At 72.2% G+C, this 18,024-nt stretch carries 10 protein-coding genes and 1 tRNA gene; 7 read left to right on the top strand and 4 right to left on the bottom strand.

Translation table 11 applies throughout. The annotated features are described in order from the left end of the window. Positions 1-73: 73 nt before the first annotated feature. From ACTMS9_RS07205 to ACTMS9_RS07220, 4 genes are all read left to right on the top strand, one after another. Positions 74-2,941, top strand: a complete 2,868-nt coding sequence (locus ACTMS9_RS07205) for a PQQ-dependent sugar dehydrogenase (RefSeq protein ID WP_441164499.1) — start codon at positions 74-76, stop codon at positions 2,939-2,941. A 73-nt stretch (positions 2,942-3,014) separates the two neighbouring features. Then, positions 3,015-5,129, top strand: coding sequence for a ThuA domain-containing protein (locus ACTMS9_RS07210; RefSeq protein WP_441145699.1), 2,115 nt, complete (start codon positions 3,015-3,017; stop codon positions 5,127-5,129). A 114-nt stretch (positions 5,130-5,243) separates the two neighbouring features. Beyond that, positions 5,244-6,203, top strand: a complete 960-nt coding sequence (locus tag ACTMS9_RS07215; protein WP_441145697.1) for a sensor histidine kinase — start codon at positions 5,244-5,246, stop codon at positions 6,201-6,203. Between the two features lie 215 nt (positions 6,204-6,418). Continuing rightward, complete coding sequence (locus tag ACTMS9_RS07220; protein ID WP_441164500.1) at positions 6,419-7,426, top strand: sugar phosphate isomerase/epimerase family protein; 1,008 nt, start codon at positions 6,419-6,421, stop codon at positions 7,424-7,426. 94 nt (positions 7,427-7,520) lie between these two features. Here the strand turns inward: ACTMS9_RS07220 and ACTMS9_RS07225 are convergent, their stop codons facing one another. From ACTMS9_RS07225 to ACTMS9_RS07240, 4 genes are all read right to left on the bottom strand, one after another. After that, positions 7,521-8,705, bottom strand: coding sequence for an ROK family protein (locus ACTMS9_RS07225; RefSeq protein ID WP_441164501.1), 1,185 nt, complete (start codon positions 8,703-8,705; stop codon positions 7,521-7,523). 108 nt (positions 8,706-8,813) lie between these two features. Then, positions 8,814-9,884 (bottom strand): sugar phosphate isomerase/epimerase family protein, encoded by a 1,071-nt coding sequence (locus ACTMS9_RS07230; protein ID WP_441164502.1) that lies wholly within the window; start codon positions 9,882-9,884, stop codon positions 8,814-8,816. An 85-nt stretch (positions 9,885-9,969) separates the two neighbouring features. Beyond that, entirely contained in the window at positions 9,970-13,290 is a 3,321-nt protein-coding gene (locus ACTMS9_RS07235; RefSeq protein ID WP_441164503.1) for a ThuA domain-containing protein, read from the bottom strand. A 284-nt stretch (positions 13,291-13,574) separates the two neighbouring features. After that, complete coding sequence (locus ACTMS9_RS07240; protein ID WP_441145689.1) at positions 13,575-13,970, bottom strand: hypothetical protein; 396 nt, start codon at positions 13,968-13,970, stop codon at positions 13,575-13,577. 285 nt (positions 13,971-14,255) lie between these two features. Between ACTMS9_RS07240 and ACTMS9_RS07245 the strand changes: the two genes are divergently transcribed. From ACTMS9_RS07245 to ACTMS9_RS07255, 3 genes are all read left to right on the top strand, one after another. Then, positions 14,256-14,328, top strand: a tRNA-Asn gene (locus tag ACTMS9_RS07245). A gap of 290 nt (positions 14,329-14,618) precedes the next feature. Further along, positions 14,619-16,742, top strand: coding sequence for an MMPL family transporter (locus tag ACTMS9_RS07250; protein WP_441164504.1), 2,124 nt, complete (start codon positions 14,619-14,621; stop codon positions 16,740-16,742). Continuing rightward, a complete protein-coding gene (locus ACTMS9_RS07255; protein ID WP_441164505.1) occupies positions 16,732-17,973 on the top strand; it encodes an NAD(P)/FAD-dependent oxidoreductase in 1,242 nt (413 codons plus the stop codon). The genes ACTMS9_RS07250 and ACTMS9_RS07255 overlap by 11 nt, the downstream gene beginning before the upstream one ends. Positions 17,974-18,024 lie beyond the last annotated feature (51 nt).

Here is an 18,024-nt window from a genome sequence, read left to right on the forward strand (position 1 = left end):
CCCCGTACCCGGCACCGGCGCGACGGCGCGCGCCCCACCCTGGCAGTCACTCGTCAGGAAGGGACAGCACAGAATGTCCATGAAGGACGCACCCACCCACCGCTCCCCACGATGGTCCTCCGCCGCGTCCGCCCTGCTCCTGGTGGCGGCCGTCGGCACGGTCGGCGTCACGGTCGGCCCGACCGCCCTCGGCGGCCCCGCCCCGGCCGCCGCCCACGTCATCACCGCCACCGACTTCCAGCAGGTCGAGCTGGCCCGCGGCGTCGCCGAGACGGGCGAGCCGATGTCCCTGGCCGTGCTGCCGGACCGCTCGGTCCTGCACACCGCCCGCAACGGCACCCTGCGGCGCACCGACGCCAACGGCAACACCTCGGTGATCGGCACCCTGTCGGTCTACACCCACGACGAGGAGGGGCTGCAGGGCGTCGGCGTCGACCCGAACTTCGCCACCAACCGGCACATCTACCTCTACTACGCCCCGCCGCTGTCCACCCCCGCCGGCGACGCGCCGGCCACCGGCAGCGACTTCTCCGCCTGGCAGGGCGTCAACCGGCTGTCCCGGTTCACCCTCAACGCCGACTTCACCGTCAACCAGGCCAGCAAGGTCGACGTGCTGGACGTACCCGCCGACCGGGGGCTGTGCTGCCACGTCGGCGGCGACATCGACTTCGACGCCGCCGGCAACCTCTACCTGTCCACCGGGGACGACACCAACCCGTTCGACTCCGCCGGCTACGCCCCGCTGGACGAGCGGACCAACCGCAACCCCGGATACGACGCGCAGCGCAGCGCCGCCAACACCAACGACCTGCGCGGCAAGATCCTCCGGATCAAGGTGAACGCCAACGGGTCGTACTCGATCCCGTCCGGCAACCTCTTTCCGGTCGGCACCGCGAAAACCCGGCCCGAGATCTACGCGATGGGCTTCCGCAACCCGTTCCGGATGAGCGTCGACAAGGCCACCGGCATCGTCTACGTCGGCGACTACGGCCCCGACGCCGGCACCACCTCGGCCACCCGGGGCCCCTCCGGCCAGGTCGAGTTCAACCGGGTCACCGCGCCCGGCAACTACGGCTGGCCGTACTGCACCGGCACCAACACCAGCACCGAGACCTACAACGAGTGGGACTTCGCCACCGGCACCGGGGGCGCCAAGTACAACTGCACCGGCGGCCCCACCAACAACTCGTTCCGCAACACCGGCCAGAGCACGCTGCCCGCGGCCAAGCCGGCCTGGATCCGGTACGCCGGTGACGCCGGCAGCCCGCCCGAGTTCGGCGGCGGCTCCGAGTCCCCGATGGCCGGCCCGGTCTACCGCTACAACGCGTCGTCGACGTCGACCACCAAGTTCCCGCAGTCCTTCGACGGGCAGTTCTTCGCCACCGAGTTCGGCCGCGGCTGGATCAAGCCGATCCACGTCAACGCCGACGGCTCGCGCGGCACCATCGACAGCTTCCCGTGGACCGGCAAGCAGGTGATGGACTCCGCCTTCGGCCCGGACGGCGCATACTACGTGCTCGACTACGGCACCGGCTACTTCAACGGCGACGCCAACTCGGCGCTCTACCGCTTCGACCACATCGGCGGCGGCAACCGGGCGCCGACGGCGAAGGCGACCGCGGACAAGACCTCCGGCGCCGCCCCGTTGACCGTCGCCTTCTCCTCGGCCGGGTCGTCGGACCCGGAGGGCGGGGCGCTGACGTACGCGTGGAACTTCGGCGACGGCACCACCTCCACCGCCGCCAACCCGTCGAAGACCTACACCACCAACGGGACGTACACCGCCACGCTGACGGTGAAGGACCCGCAGAACGCCACCGGCAGCGCCAGCGTGGTGATCAGCGTCGGCAACACCGCCCCGACCGTGACGATCAACAGCCCCGGCAACGGCAAGCTCTTCTCCTACGGCGACACGGTGCCCTTCAGCATCACCGTCACCGACCCCGAGGACGGCACGATCGACTGCACCAAGGTCAAGATGACCTACGTGCTCGGCCACGACCAGCACGGCCACCAGATCACCTCGAAGACCGGCTGCTCCGGCTCGATCGCCATCCCGGTCGACGGTGAGCACGACGACGCGGCGAACATCTTCGCCATCTTCGACGCCGAGTACACCGACGCGGGCGGGCTGACCACGCACACCCAGCACACCCTCCAGCCCCGGCACCGGCAGGCCGAGCACTTCAAGACCTCGTCCGGCATCAACACCTTCGACAAGGCGACCGCCGAGGGCGGCAAGACCGTCGGCGACATCAACAACGGGGACTGGATCGCCTTCCAGCCGTACCAGCTGGGCAACGTCACCTCGTTCAGCGCCCGGGTCTCCTCGGCCGGCGCGGGCGGCACCCTCCAGGTCCGGGCCGGGTCGGCCACCGGCACGGTGCTCGGCTCGGCCACGGTGCCGGTCACCGGCGCCTGGGATTCCTTCACCACGGTCACCGGCGCCATCTCCGGGGCACCGGCGGGCACCACGACGCTCTACCTGACCTTCGCCGGGTCGGGCACCGGGGCGCTGTACGACGTCGACTCGTTCACCTTCACCACGGGCGCGACGGTGCGCACCGGGCCGGTGGTCGGGCTCGCCGGCAAGTGCCTGGACGTCCGCAACGCCGCCACCGCCGACGGCACCCAGATCCAGCTCTACACCTGCAACGGCACCACGGCGCAGACCTGGACGGTGACGCCGAACTCGACGATCAAGGCGCTCGGCAAGTGCCTGGACGTCTCCGGCGGCGGCTCGGCCGACGGCACCAAGATCCAGCTCTGGACCTGCAACGGCAGCGGCGCGCAGAACTGGTCCGCCCAGGCCGACGGCACGGTACGCAACCCGCAGTCCGCCAAGTGCCTCGACGTCTCGGGCAACAACTCCGCCGACAGCACCCCGGTGCACCTGTGGACCTGCACCGGCGCCGCCAACCAGAAGTGGACCCTGCCGTAACCGAGTGAACGCGCGGGGCCCCGCCCGGCCCGCCGGCCCGCCCGGGGCCCCCGCCCACCGATAGGAGAGCGACATGCGCAGACTCCTGCGTCCCGTCCTCGGCGCGGCCACCGCCGTCCTCGCCGTCATCGCCTGCACCACCCCCGCCACCCCGGCGTCCGCCGCCGACGCCCCGTACGACGTGCTGGTCTTCTCCAAGACCGCCGGGTTCCGGCACGACTCCATCGCCGTCGGCACCCAGGCCATCCGGGACCTGGGCGCGGCCAACAGCTTCACCGTCACCGCCACCGAGGACGCCGCCGCGTTCACCACCGGCAACCTGGCCCAGTACGAGGCGGTGGTCTTCCTCAACACCACCGGCGACGTGCTCAACGCCAGCCAGCAGACCGCCTTCGAGTCGTACATCGGCTCCGGCGGCGGGTACGTCGGCGTGCACGCCGCCGCCGACACCGAGTACGGCTGGTCGTTCTACGGCAACCTGGTCGGGGCGTACTTCGCCTCGCATCCGGCCATCCAGCAGGCCAACGTCAAGGTGGAGAACCGGGCGCACCCGGCCAGCGCGCACCTGCCGCAGACCTGGACCCGCACCGACGAGTGGTACAACTACCAGACCAACGCCCGCTCCACCGCCCGGGTGCTGGCCACCCTGGACGAGTCGTCGTACTCCGGTGGCGGGATGGGCGCGGACCACCCGCACTCCTGGTGCAAGACCTACAGCGGCGGCCGGGCCTTCTACACCGGTGGTGGGCACACCCAGGCGTCGTACGCCGAACCGGCGTTCCGGGCCCACCTGCTCGGCGGCATCCGCTACGCGGCCGGCCGCGCCAAGGCCGACTGCCGGCCGGAGACCGGCTACACCACCCTCTACAACGGTTCCACCACCGGCTGGTCGCAGGCCGGGCCGGGCAGCTTCACCAATGCCGACGCCACGCTCACCTCGGTCGGCGGGATGGGGCTCTACTGGTACAGCGCGAAGCAGTTCACCAACTACTCGCTCAAGCTGGACTGGCGGCTCGCCGGCGACGACAACTCCGGGGTCTTCATCGGCTTCCCGCCATCCACCGACCCCTGGTCGGCGGTGAACAACGGCTACGAGATCCAGATCGACGCCACCGACGCGGCCGACCGCACCACCGGCGCGGTCTACACCTTCAAGTCCGCGGACATCGCCGCCCGGGACGCGGCGCTGAACCCGCCGGGCGAGTGGAACACCTACGAGCTGCTGGTCGAGGGCGAGCGGCTCCAGGTCTTCCTCAACGGCGTGAAGATCAACGACTTCACCAACACCAACCCGGTCCGCTCGCTCGCCGGGCACATCGGCCTGCAGAACCACGGCACCGGCGACGACGCCTCGTTCCGCAACATCCGGATCAAGGAACTCGGCTCCACCCCGCCGGGCGGCAACACCACCGTCCAGGCCGAGGCGTTCAGCTCGGCCAGCGGGGTCACCCCGTTCACGAAGGCCGGCGCGAACGGCGGGCAGACCCTCGGCTACATCGACCCGGGCGACTGGTCGGCGTACAACGGGGTGGACCTGACCGGGGTGACGTCGTTCCGGGCGCGGGTCGTCTCCGGCGGGCCCGGCGGCACCATCCAGGTGCGCACCGGCTCGACCACCGGCACGATCCTCGGCTCGGTCGCGGTGCCCAACACCGGGAGCTGGACAACGTACGCCGACGTCACCACCGCCCTGACCGGGGTGCCGTCCGGCACCCAGAACCTGTACCTGACCTACACCGGCACCGGCACCGGGCTCTTCGACGTCGACGACTTCACCCTGGTCCGGGGCGGTGGCGGCGGCACCGGCGGCACCGGACCGATCAAGGGCCTGGCCGGCAAGTGCCTGGACGTCCGCAGCAGCGGCACGGCCGACGGCACGCAGATCCAGCTCTACACGTGCAACGGCACCACGGCGCAGACCTGGACGGTGACGCCGAACTCGACGATCAAGGCGCTGGGCAAGTGCCTGGACGTCTCCGGCGGCGGTTCCGCCGACGGGACCAAGATCCAGCTCTGGACCTGCAACGGCAGCGGCGCCCAGAACTGGTCGGCCCAGGCCGACGGGTCGCTGCGTAACCCGCAGTCCGGCAAGTGCCTGGACGTGGCCGGCAACAACTCCGCCGACAGCACCCCGGTCCAGCTCTGGACCTGCAACGGCGCGGCCAACCAGAAGTGGGTCCTGCCCTGACCCACCCACCGGGTCGTCCACCACGTCGATCCGGTGCACGCGACGCCGCCGGGGTGCCCACGCACCCCGGCGGTGCCGCGTCCCCGGGCCGGGCGGCTGCCGTACCTTGACCGCATGGGACGGCTCGCGGAGTGGCGCCGGATCGCGCGGGCGCACCCGGCGGTCGTCGACGCGCTGCTGGCCGCCGCGCTCTTCGTGGCCGGCCTGCTGCCGGTGAACCCGCCCGGCGGACCGCCCGGGGCGCCGCTCAGCCTCGCCGCCGTGCTGCTCGCCGCCATCGGCTCCGGGGCGCTGGCGGTGCGCCGCCGCCACCCGCTGCCGGTGCTCGCCCTGACCACCGTCAGCGTGGTGCTCGCGCAGCTCGCCGGGGTCGCCCGGGGGCCCATGGTGCTCACCGTGGCGATCGCCGCGTACACCGTCGCCACCCGCGCCGACCGGCGGACCGCCGCCGTGGCCGGCCTGGTCGGCGCCCTGGCCGTCGGCGCGGCGGCGACCGCCACGCTCGGCGTGGTCGGGCCGGACCCGGCGGTGGTGGTGCTGCTGCTCTGGTTCGGCGTCGCGGTGGCCGTCGGCGACGCGGTGCGCAGCCGGCGGGCGTACGTGGCGGTGCTGGCGGAAGGGGCCCGGCGGGCCGAGCGGACCTTGCGGCCGGAGGAGACCAGCGCGCCCACCGAGCCGGCCCCCAGCCTGAACCGGCTGGACGCCCTGGTGGAGGGCTTCAGCACCGGCCAGCCGGTGCGCTGGACCGTGGCCGGCCAGCCCCGCCCGCTGCCCACCGAGGTGGACGTCGCGGCGTACCGGATCATCCAGGAGTCGCTGACCAACGCACACCGGCACGCGCCGGGCGCGGCGGTCGCGGTCCGGCTGCGCTACGACCCCGACGGCGTCGCCATCGAGGTACGCGACACCGGCGCCGAGGCGTCCCCGGCGCCGGAACCGAGCGCCGGGCTCGGCCTGCTCGGCCTGCGCGAGCGGGCCGAGGCGGTCGGCGGCACCTTCACCGCCGGCCCCCGCCCGGACGGCGGCTGGTCGGTGCGCGCCGAGCTGCCCGCCGCCGAGGAGCAGGCCGAGTGACGTCCGCGGGTCCGTGGCGGCCCCTTCCCAGCCGGTCCCGGCGGTCCTAGAGTGAGGGCGGCGACCGCGAGGTGGCCGGTGACCCGGCGGGAGGCGCAACCCGTCGGGCCCAGGTGCGTGCCGCACCCACCGGCGACCCGTGACGCCTCCGCACTGGTGGCCCCTCGCCCCGCCCACGCTGAGGAATCCCCATCACGACAGGGGAGACAACGACGATGGCGCGACCGATCACGCTCTTCACCGGCCAGTGGGCCGATCTTCCGTTCGACGAGGTCTGCCGGCTCGCCTCCGAGTGGGGCTACGACGGGCTGGAGATCGCCTGCTGGGGCGACCACTTCGAGGTCGACAAGGCCCTCGCCGACGACTCGTACGTCGAGCGCAAGCGGGAGACCCTCGCCAAGCACCACCTCAGCGTCCACGCCATCTCCAACCACCTGGTCGGCCAGGCGGTCTGCGACCACCCGATCGACGAGCGGCACCAGGGCATCCTGCCGGCCAGGATCTGGGGCGACGGCGAACCCGAGGGGGTACGCCGGCGCGCCGCCGAGGAGATGAAGTACACCGCCCGCGCGGCGGCGAAGCTCGGGGTGAAGACGGTGGTCGGGTTCACCGGCTCGTCCATCTGGCACACCCTGGCGATGTTCCCGCCGGTGCCGCCGGAGATGATCGAGCGCGGCTACCGGGACTTCGCCGACCGGTGGAACCCCATCCTCGACGTCTTCGACTCCGTCGGGGTCCGCTTCGCCCACGAGGTGCACCCGAGCGAGATCGCCTACGACTACTGGACGACGCGGCGGGCGCTCGCGGCGATCGGCCACCGGCCGGCGTTCGGGCTCAACTGGGATCCGTCGCACTTCGTCTGGCAGGAGCTGGACCCGGTGAACTTCATCCTCGAGTTCGCCGACCGGATCTACCACGTGGACTGCAAGGACGCGAAGGTACGCACCGGCGACGGGCGGCGCGGCCGGCTCTCGTCCCACCTGCCCTGGGCCGATCTTCGCCGGGGCTGGGACTTCGTCTCCACCGGCCACGGCGACGTGCCGTGGGAGGACTGCTTCCGGGCGCTCAACGCGATCGGCTACGACGGGCCGATCTCCATCGAGTGGGAGGACGCCGGAATGGACCGGCTGGTCGGCGCGCCGGAGGCGTTGCAGTTCGTCCGCCGGCTCGCCTTCGACGCCCCCGCGGCGGCGTTCGACGCCGCGTTCAGCAGCAAGGACTGACGCGCACCGGCCCGATCGACCCCTACCTGACCTCCCGTGCGGCGGGACGCACCTGGGGTCGGTCGGGCCACCGGGCCGGCTTCGTGGGGGCCGGTCACTCGGCGGCGAAGGCCTGCTCGCTGATCAACCGGGCCGCGCCCACCACGCCGGCCCGCTCGCCGAGGTCGGACAGGACGATCGGCATCGTGCCGGTGGTCAGCGGCGCCGACCGGCGGTAGACCACGGCCCGGATCTCGGCCAGCAGGGTGTGCCCGAGGCCGTCCGGGGCGCCACCGATGATCACGATGCCGGGGTTGACGAAGCTCACCAGCCCGACCAGCACCTGGCCCAGCCGGCGGGCGGCGTCGCGCACGACGGCCTGCACCGCCGGGTCGCCGCCGGCCGCCGCCCCGGCGACGTCCGCCATGGTCAGGGTGCCGATGGTGGCCAGCCGGTCGGCCAGGGCGGGGGAGCGGCCCGACCGCGCCGCGTCCAGCGCCGCGGCGACCAGCCCGGCCTCGCCGCAGTACGCCTCCAGGCACCCCGCCTCGCCGCAGGCGCAGCCCGGGCCGTCGTCGGCGAGCCGCAGGTGGGCGATGTCGCCGGCGCCGCTCGTCGCGCCCCGGTGCGGAGCGCCCCGCAGCATCAGGCCGCAGCCGATCGCGGTGCCGAGCTTGACGTACAGGAAGTCGTCGAAGGTACGGCCGATGCCGGCGTGCTGCTCGCCGAGTGCCATCACGTTGGCGTCGTTGTCGACCAGCGTCGGGCAGCCCAGCTCGGCGCCGAGGGTGTCCCGCACCGGAAACCCGTGCCAGCCGGGCAGGGCGCCGGACGCGATCGGGGTGCCCTCCCGGAAGGCGACCGGCCCCGGCAGCCCGACGCCGACCCCGGTGAGCTGGGCCAGGCCCAGTTCGGCCCGGAGCTTGCCGACCAGTTCCCCGGCCCGGGCGACCACCGGCCCCGGACCGGAGCGGATGTCTGCCGGCTCGCGGAGCTCGGCCAGCACGTTCAGCTCGCCGTCGGTGACGGCGACGGTGAGCCGGTCCGTGCCGATCACGACGCCGGCGAAGTGGACCGTGCGGGCGACGCGCAGCAGCGACGACCTCCGGCCGCCGCGGGAGGCCGCCGGCCCGGCGGTCTCGACCAGGCCCAGCTCCACGAGGCGGTCCACCTCCGCGATCAGCCTCGACCGGGACAGGCCCACCGCGTCGCCCAGCTCCACCCGCGACCGCGGGCCGTCGTCGCGCAGCATCCGCAGCAGTCGTGCCTGGTACGCGTTCTCCGGTCGGACGGGAACCATCGCCACCACCTCCGGCCGGAGTCTTCCACGGCGGTGTTACGTCTGATGGCGCGAGTGGCCGCACCCGGTACGCCCGGGTGCGGCCACTCGATCGACACCTCGGGTCCGTCAGCCCCGCAGACCCGACATGTGCTGGTAGCTCACCTCGGCGTAGCGCAGCGAGCGGCCCGGGTCGGCGCTGCCGCCCGGCGCGTTGTCCTGCTCCCACATCGGGTTGTGGTAGCCCTTGGCACCCATGTTGGCGAAGAAGGTGCCGTAGTCGATGTCGCCCTGGCCGAGCGGCACCATGTCGTACCCGCTGGTGGTGTTCGGGTTGAACGCGCCGTCCTTGGCGTGGAACAGCGGGAACCGGATCGGCTGGGCCGCCACCGTGGCCAGCGGGTCGAAGACGTCGGTCTGCGTCACCCCGTCCGGGTCGGTGTAGCTGCGGAACCGGTGCTGGGCCACGTGCGCCCAGTAGATGTCCATCTCGAACCAGACGTACTCCGGGTCGGTGAGCCCGATGAAGTACTCCAGCTTGCGGACGCCGGAGGACCGGGTGGGCCGGCCCAGCGCGTCCAGCGGCCCGCTGTCGAGCAGGAAGTTGTACGCCGCGTCGTGGTTGTGCGTGTAGAGCTTGAACCCACGGGCGGCGGCCAACTGGCCGAGGGTGTTCCACCGGTCCGCCGCCGCGTCCCAGTCGGCCTTGTAGTTGCTGCCGGTCGGGTCGTTGCCGGTGCCGATGTGGGTCATCCCCAGCGTCTCGGCGATGTCGAGCTGCTGCTCGAACGCGGCGAGGGTGGTCGGGTTGATGGTGCTCGGGATGGAGGCGTGCGAGCCGTTGGCGCGCAGCCCGTTGTCGTCGAGGATCTTGCGGATCTCGGCGGCGGTGATCTGCCGGCCCAGGATCGAGACGTGCTGGTTGTAGCCGGCGAACTCGACCTCCTTGTAGCCGATCTCGGCGAGCCGGGCGAGCACCCGCTCGAAGCCGTACGGCACTCCGGTGGCGTCCGGTGCGGCGCCGATCCGGTCCCGGACGCTGTAGAGGATGATGCCGCGCTTCCCGGTCGGGACGAGCAGGCCGTTGCCGGCGAAGGCCGGGGAGCCCAGTCCGGCGGCCCCGACGGCGGCCGCGCCGGCGACGCCGGCCATGGCGCCGAGCATCCGGCGCCGGCTCATTCCGTGCTGACTGTCGTTCATCTGCTGCTGCCTCTCTCGGTTCCGGTGCGTGGTGACAGGTGGAGCGGCCGGGGGCCGCCGGCGGCGGCCCCCGGCCACGGCGTCGCTAGGGCGTGACGCCGATGCCCTGGCCGGCGAACTCGACCCAGTTCAGGTTTCCGAAACCGCTGGTCGGGCCGCCGGGGACGGTGGTGAACACGAGGTACAGCCGGTGCGTGCCGCCCGGGTCGGTGATCGGCACGGTGGTGCTGGTGAAGGCGTTGTTTCCGGTGGTCGCGTTGACCGTGGCGGTGGTGAGCAGCGGGCCGGTGGGGGAGTCCAGCCGCAGCTGGACGCCGAACCGGGGCTGCCCGGCGGTGGCCGCGCTGCCGCCCGAGGTACGCAGCGTCACGGACTGCATGTTGTGCAGGTTCACGGTGTTGTTGACCGCGATCCAGTCGCCCGGGTCGAGGCTGCCGCGCTGCTGCCCGCCGCCCGTGTCGGCGCTGGTCCCCACGGTTGTGCCGGACTCGTTCGCGGCGAACTCGACCTCCTGCCGCTTCGCCTGGACGATCTGCTGGTCGACGGTGGTCAGCGCCGGTTGGCCGTTCGCGCCGCCGTCGGTGTACGACGCGCTGACCACGCCGTAGATGTAGCCGCCGTGGGACGCGTCGTCCGGGTCGGTGGGCAGCACCCCGGAGCAGCCGAACTGGTTGGCCTCGCCGTGGCCGTGCTGGTCGTGGCCGAGGACGAAGGTCACCTCGACCTTGGCGCAGTCGACCGGCCCGTCCTCCGGGTCGGTGACGGTCACCGACCAGGGGATGTCGTCGCCCCAGCTGAAGAAGCCGCCTTCGAGCGGGGTGTTGACCGTGACGGTCGGCGCGGTGTTGCCGACGGTGATGGTGGTGTTCGCCGACGCGCTCTTGCCGCTGGAGTCGGTCACCGTCAGCCGGGCGGTGTAGACCCCGTTGGCGGTGTAGGTGTGCGACGGGTTCGGGTCGACCGAGTCGGTGGTGCCGTTGCCGTCGAAGTCCCAGGCGAACGAGATCGAGTCCGCCGGGTCGGGGTCCTTGGAACCCTCGCTGGAGAAGGCGACGGTCAGCGGCCCGGTGCCGTTGGTGGGTGTCGCGGTGAGCACGGCGTTCGGTGCCCGCAGCCCCTTGACGTAGCTGAACTTCAGCATCGCCGCGTCCGGGTTGACGTTGAAGAACCCGTCGCCGTACGTCAGCAGGTAGAGGTTGCCGTCCGCGCCCCACTTCATGTCCATCGGGTTGTCGCAGAGGAACGGCTTGGTCGCTGTGGTGGGCGCCTGGCCGCAGTTCAGCACATTGTTGATCTTCAGGATGTCGCCCTTGGCGTCGAGCCGGACCTCCTTGAGGGTGTCCCGGGTGAACTCGCCGAAGAAGACCGCGCCGTCGTAGTACTCGGGGAACTTCGTCTCCGACCTCAGCTCCGGGTCGAAGTCGTAGCGGGCGGCCCCGTGCGGCCCGACACCGCCGGTGCCGAGCTCGGGGAAGAGCACCGGGCAGGTCTGCGTCGGTGTCGACAGGTAGGACTCCGGGCACGGGGTCGGCGCCTGGAACGAGTACCAGAGCTCGGACTTCTCGACCGCCGGCAGGTCGGTCAGGCCGGTGTTGTGCCGGGAGGTGTTCTTCGGCGCCGCGCAGTCGAAGGGCGCGACCGGGGAGATCGGGCTGGTGGTCCAGTTCATCTCGATGTATGGCAGGTTCGGCTGCACGCACATCGGCCAGCCGTAGTTCGCCGGCTTGTCGATCACCATCATCCGGCCGGTGCCCGCCGGTCCCCGGCCGACCGCGGCCGTCGAGGAGTCGGGCGAGTAGTCGGTGACGTACGCGACGTCGTTCTTGTCCAGGGTGATCCGGAAGGGGTTGCGCAGGCCCATCGCGTAGATCTCCGGCCGGGTCTTCGCCGTACCGGCCGGGAAGAGGTTGCCCGCCGGCACGGTGTACGAGCCGTCCGCCCCCACCGCGATCCGCAGCACCTTGCCGCGCAGGTCGTTGGTGTTGGTCGAGCTGCGCCGGGCGTCCACGAAGGGCGCCTGGTAGACGCCGGTGGCGCTGACCGAGTCGTTGTGCGGCGAGAAGCCGCCGGAGCCACCGCCACCGGCCGGGGTGTCGTCCCCGGTGACCAGCCAGAGGTTGTTCTTGGAGTCGAAGGCGATGTCGCCGGCCACGTGGCAGCAGGCGCCCCGGTCCACCGGCACCTGGAGGATCTTCTGCTCGGTGCTCAGGTCGAGCGAGGGGGTCTCACCGTCGACGAACTTGTAGCGGGAGAGCTGGAAGTACCCCTTCCACCGGTCCCAGGCGGCCGGGTCGGTGCTGGTGGTCGGCGCGCCTCCGGCGGGGGTGTCCAGCGGCGGCGCGTAGTACAGGTAGACCCACTTGTTGGTGGCGAAGTCCCGGTCGATCGCCGGGCCGTACATCCCGTCCTCGCTGTGGGTGTAGACCGGGATCTGGGCCAGCACGGTGGTCTCGTTGCTCTCCGGGTCGTGCAGGCGTACGCCGCCGCGGCGGTCGGTCTGGATCACCCGCCCGTCGGGGAGCGTGTCGAAGCCGATCGGCTCGCTGACGTTCGGCTGGGCCCCGACCACCGTCATCTGGTAGTTGGCCAGCACGGTCGCGCCGCAGTCGCCGTCGGTCACGCCGGCCGCCCACTGGATCGCCCCGCCGAGGTGGGCGCGCAGGTCGGTGCTGCCGTAGCTCTCCGGCGTGGCGCCGAGTCCGGTGTAGAAGGAGCGGCCGCCCTGGTAGTCCTTGCACCAGGTGACCGGATGGTCGAAGCCCATCGACCCGCCGGCGTACGTCTTCTCGTCCACGGTGGCCAGCACGTGCGACACGCCCCGGACGTTGTCGGCGAAGTTGTACCAGCGGTCGGTGTGCGTCCACCGTTCCGGCAGCCGCTCGGAGGCTGGGTGCACCCGGTCGGCGACGGTGACGGTGGCCGGGTTCGCCGACGTGGCGGCGCCGGTCGCCCGGGTGCCCAGGACCTTGTCCAGGAAGGACCAGCCGGGCTCGGCCTCGATGGCCGAGTGGACGCCGACGAAGCCGCCGCCGTCGCGGTAGTACTGCTCGAACGCGGCCTGCTGGCCGTCGGTGAGGACGTCGCCGGAGGTGTTCAGGAACACCACGGCGCGGAACTGCTTGAGATGCGGCTCGTCGAACTTGCGGGCGTCGTCGGTCACCTCCACGGTGAACCGTCGGTCGTTGCCGAGCTGTCGGATCGCGTCCACTCCGGCGGCGGTGGCGGCGTGGCTGCCTCCGGCGGACCGGGTGAACACGAGGACCTTGTAGTCCATGCCGTTGCTGGCGGGCACCGGGGCGGCGAGCGCCGGCGTCGGCTGCGGTGGTGCGGTCGCGACGAGTGTCGCGCCGACGAGGGTGAGAAGGCTGAGGTAGGCGGTGGCCCTTCGGCCGGTGGGTCTGCGCATCGAACCTCGCTCTGGTCGGGGCGGGTCCGCCTCAGCGCCGTCGCTGAGGAGGGTCGCTACGAGTACCAAGAGCCTGGCCAGGTTCTACGCAGGACGATATTTGCGCGAGGGACCAAAGAGAAGAGGTTGACGGCAGAAGCTTTCGATGTTTGGTGCGAACTTTTGCTTCAAATCGGCGAAAGTGGCATCGGCGGCGGTGGGCACGGGTCTGACCTGCCGTGTTTCCGGGCCCACACGCCAGCGGGCCGGTCGTCGACGACGACCGGCCCGCGTGGAAGGTGCGGTTAGAGGGTGCTGGCGTTGGTGCCCGGGCCCGACGACTTGGGCCGCGGGCTGGTGGTGGACGACGACGAGCTGGGGGAGCTCGACGAGCTGCCCGACTTGGCGCCGATGGTGGCCGGCGTGCCCGCGAACGCGTCGTCCGCCGCGGTCAGCTCCTGCTTGTTGCCGTTGCCGGTGCCCAGCTTCTCGCCGAGCTTGGACTGGCCGAGCTTGTCCTTGCCCTCGCTGTAGAGCCGGGTCGCCTGGGCCTGTGCGACACCCGCCGCCTCCTGGACGGTCGGGTGGTCGAGCACCTTACGGCCCCGGACGACCAGCTCCTCGTACTTCTCCCGGCCGGCACGGGCGCCCAGGACGAAGCCCGCAGCCAGCCCGCCAAGGAACATGATCTTTCCGCGCATGGCGGCTCCTTTCGTACCTGACGCTCCGCCGTTCCCGCCCGGAGATCCGGTCGGGACCGACCATGTCGCGCCCTAGTCCTCTGTCGGCAGCTAACTACCCATCCTGCTCCGCGCTCATGCCTGGTTGTGCCGTGATGACGATTTGTCCGGTTTTATTCCTGCCGTGTCGCGACCCTCTCAAGCGAGGGCTCGTGGAGGTAACCCCCTGGACCGGACCCCCCGGGAATCCTGTACTCTTGTGCCGTCGCCGAGCGCCGGGGAGATCCGGAGCGCGGTGACAAGCAGTCCCCCGTAGCTCAATTGGCAGAGCAGCCGGCTGTTAACCGGCAGGTTTTTGGTTCGAGTCCAAACGGGGGAGCTCACGCTCCACCCCCGCCCGTCGGCCCCGCCGACGGGCGTTTCTCGTTGTCACCGCTCTGCCCCGCCCGGCCGGCCGCCACCCTCCCCGGTGATCAAGAAGTTTTCGTCACCGACGGGCTGCCCGCAGACGCAAACTTCTTGATCACCGAGGGGCACGGACCGTGGAGAGGGTGCGGGAGTCCCGCGTCCGGTTTCGGCCCGCTAGGGCGTGCTCGGGCGGCAGGATGGGCGATGTCGGCTTAGTCTTTCGATGCGTCGATTGGTGCGTCGATTCAAGGACGGGTGGAGATGGCCGGAAGGCGGAGACCTGGCGCGGCGACGCTGATCGCGGTGCTGGTGGTGCTCGGCTGGCTGGTGGTCGGCGGGATCGCCGGGCCGTACTCCGGGAAGCTGGGCGAGGTCGCCACCAACGACAACGCCTCGTTCCTGCCCGCCGACGCCGAAGCGACCCGGGCGCAGGATCTCGCCGGCGGCTTCGTGGAGCGGGAGAGCACCCCGGCGCTGGTGGTCTACGAGCGCGGCTCCGGCATCACGGACGCCGACAAGCAACGGGCGGCCGCCGACACCGCGCGGTTCGCCCAGGTTCCCGGCGTGCTCGGGCCGCTGCCGCCGCCGATCCCCAGCCAGGACGGTCAGGCGCTCCAGGTCGTCGTACCGATCGACGAGTCGGAGGGTGAGGCGATCGGCCGGGTGGTCGAGGAACTGCGCGGGATCGCCGGCGGCGACCGGGACGGGCTGACCGTCGACGTCGCCGGACCGGCCGGGCTGCTGGCCGACCTGATCGAGGTGTTCGGCGCCATCGACGGGCCGCTGCTGCTGGTCACCCTGGTCGTGGTGCTGGTCATCCTGCTGATCGTCTACCGCAGCCCGGTGCTCTGGCTCTTTCCGCTGCTCGCGGCGGGGATGTCGTACGCGCTGGCGTCGGTGTTCGTCTACCACCTGGCGAAGAACGACGTGATCAAACTGAACGGGCAGGCGCAGGGCATCCTGACCGTGCTGGTCTTCGGCGCCGGCACCGACTACGCGCTGCTGCTGATCGCCCGCTACCGGGAAGAACTGCACCGGCACGAGCGGCCCTGGGACGCGATGAAGACCGCCTGGCGGGGCGCCGCCCCGGCGATCATCGCCTCCGGGGCCACGGTGATCGTCAGCCTGCTCTGCCTGCTGCTGTCCAGCCTCAACTCCAACCGGGCGCTCGGCCCGGTCGCCGCCGTCGGCATCGCCGCCACGCTGGTCGTGATGCTCACCTTCCTGCCGGCGCTGCTGGTGCTCGGCGGCCGGTGGGCGTTCTGGCCCCGCCGGCCCCGCGCCGACCAGGCCGACCCGCGGGCCGAGCACGGCATCTGGAGCCGGGTCGCCGGCTTCGTCGCCCGGCGCGCCCGCCCGGTCTGGTTGGTGACCGCCGCGGCGCTGGCCCTGCTCACCCTCGGCCTGGCCCAGCTCGGCGTCACCACCCTCGGCCAGTCCGACCTGTTCACCAACCGGACCGACTCGGTCGCCGGCCAGGAGGTCATCGCTCGGCACTACCCGGCCGGCACCGGCAGCCCGGCGACCATCTTCACCAACCAGCAGGCCGCCCAGGAGGTCGCCCGGGTGGCCCAGGGCGTCCCCGGCGTCGCCGCCGTACGGCCGGTCACCGGTGAGCGGGCCGGTCCGCCCGAGGAGAACGCGCCCCCCAAGGTGGTCGACGGGAAGGTGCAGCTGGAGGCGACGCTGTCCGACCCGCCGGACAGCGACGGCGCGGAGCGGGCCATCCGCGACCTGCGGGTGGCGGTGCACCGGGTCGCCGGCGCCGACGCCGTGGTCGGCGGGTTCACCGCGATCAACGTGGACACCTCCGCCGCCTCCACCCGGGACCGCAACGTGATCATCCCGGTGGTGCTGGTGGTCATCGCGGTGATCCTGGCCCTGCTGCTGCGGGCCCTGCTCGCCCCGGTGCTGCTGATCGCCACCGTGGTGCTGTCGTTCCTGGCCACCCTCGGGCTGTGCGCGCTGATCTTCCGGTACGTCTTCGACTTCCCCGGGGTCGACGCGTCCTTCCCGCTCTTCGCGTTCGTCTTCCTGGTCGCCCTCGGCATCGACTACAACATCTTCCTGATGAGCCGGGTCCGCGAGGAGTCGGTCAAGCGGGGCACCCGGGCCGGGGTGCTGTCCGGCCTCGCCGTCACCGGCGGGGTGATCACCTCCGCCGGCATAGTGCTCGCCGCCACCTTCTCCGCGCTGGCCGTCCTGCCGCTGGTGGTGCTGGTGGAACTCGGCGTGGCGGTGGCGGTGGGCGTACTGCTGGACACCATCGTCGTCCGCTCGCTGCTGGTGCCCGCACTGTCGTACGACATCGGGCCGAAAATCTGGTGGCCGAGCCGGCTGGCCCGGACGGCCCGGACCGGGACGGAGGCCAGGCATGCTGGCTGAGACGGACGTCGTCATCGTCGGCGGCGGCCTCGCCGGGCTGGCCGCCGCCCGCCGGCTGCACCGCGCCGGCGTGCCCTGGCGGCTGCTGGAGGCCGGTGGCCGGCTCGGCGGCCGGGTCGCCACCGACGCGGTCGACGGCTACCTGCTGGACCGCGGCTTCCAGGTGTTGAACACCGCCTACCCGAGGCTGGGCACCCTGCTCGACGTCGACAGCCTGGGGTTGGGCTGGTTCACCTCCGGGGTGCTGGTGCGCCGCGGCGACCGGCTCGACCGGCTGGTCAACCCGGTGCGCGAGCCCGGCGGCGCGCCCGGCACGGCCCTGGCCGGCATCGGCTCGCTGCTCGACCGGCTCCGCTTCGCGGCGCTCGCCAGCGGCTGCGCCACCCTGCCGAAGAGCCGGCTGCTCACCGCACCGGAGACCACCACCGAGGCCGCGCTGCGCCGGGCCGGGCTCTCCGACACGATCATCGAGGAGCTGCTGCGGCCGTTCCTCTCCGGCGTCCTCATCGACCGGGAGCTGGAGACCTCCAGCCACGTGCTGGCCATGATCCTGCGCTCCTTCGCGCGCGGCCGGATCGGCCTGCCCGCCCGGGGAATGGCCGCGCTGCCCCGGGCCGTCGCCGAACCGCTGCCCGCCGACCTGATCGAGCTGGACACCCCGGTCGCCGAGGTCGCGCCCGGCCGGGTCCGCACCCAGGCCGGCGACATCGGCTGCCGCGCCGTCGTGGTCGCCGTCGACCCGCCCGCGGCGGGAACGCTGCTGCCCACCCTGGCCCGGGTACGCATGCACAGCTACACGACCTACTACCACAGCACGCCGGAGAGGCCGCTGGACGAGCCGATCCTGCTGGTCGACGGAGACCGGCGGGAGCTGGTCGCCAACACCGTCGTGGTCAGCAACGCCGCCCCGACGTACGCGCCGGCCGGGCGGCACCTGGTGGCCACCTCGGTGGTCGGCCCGAGCGCCCCGCCCGAGCCGGCGATCCGACGCGAGCTGGACCGCCTCTACGGACGCTCCACCGCGGACTGGACCCACCTGACGACCGTCGAGGTCCCCGACGCGCTGCCCGCCGCGCCGCCGCCACAGGGGCGACTGCGCAAGCCGGTGGCGCTCGGCGACGGGCTGTTCGTGGCCGGCGACCACCGGGACAGCCCGTCGATCCAGGGGGCGCTGGCCAGCGGCTGGCGGACGGCGGGGGCGGTGCTGGCGGAGCTGCGCGCGGTGGGGTGATCCGGGCCGGTGCGCGGGACCTTGCGGACCGCTGCTGACTGTTATCCTCGC

Origin of the sequence: Micromonospora sp. L31, assembly GCF_052068075.1 — a bacterium.
Lineage (GTDB): Bacteria > Actinomycetota > Actinomycetes > Mycobacteriales > Micromonosporaceae > Micromonospora > Micromonospora purpureochromogenes.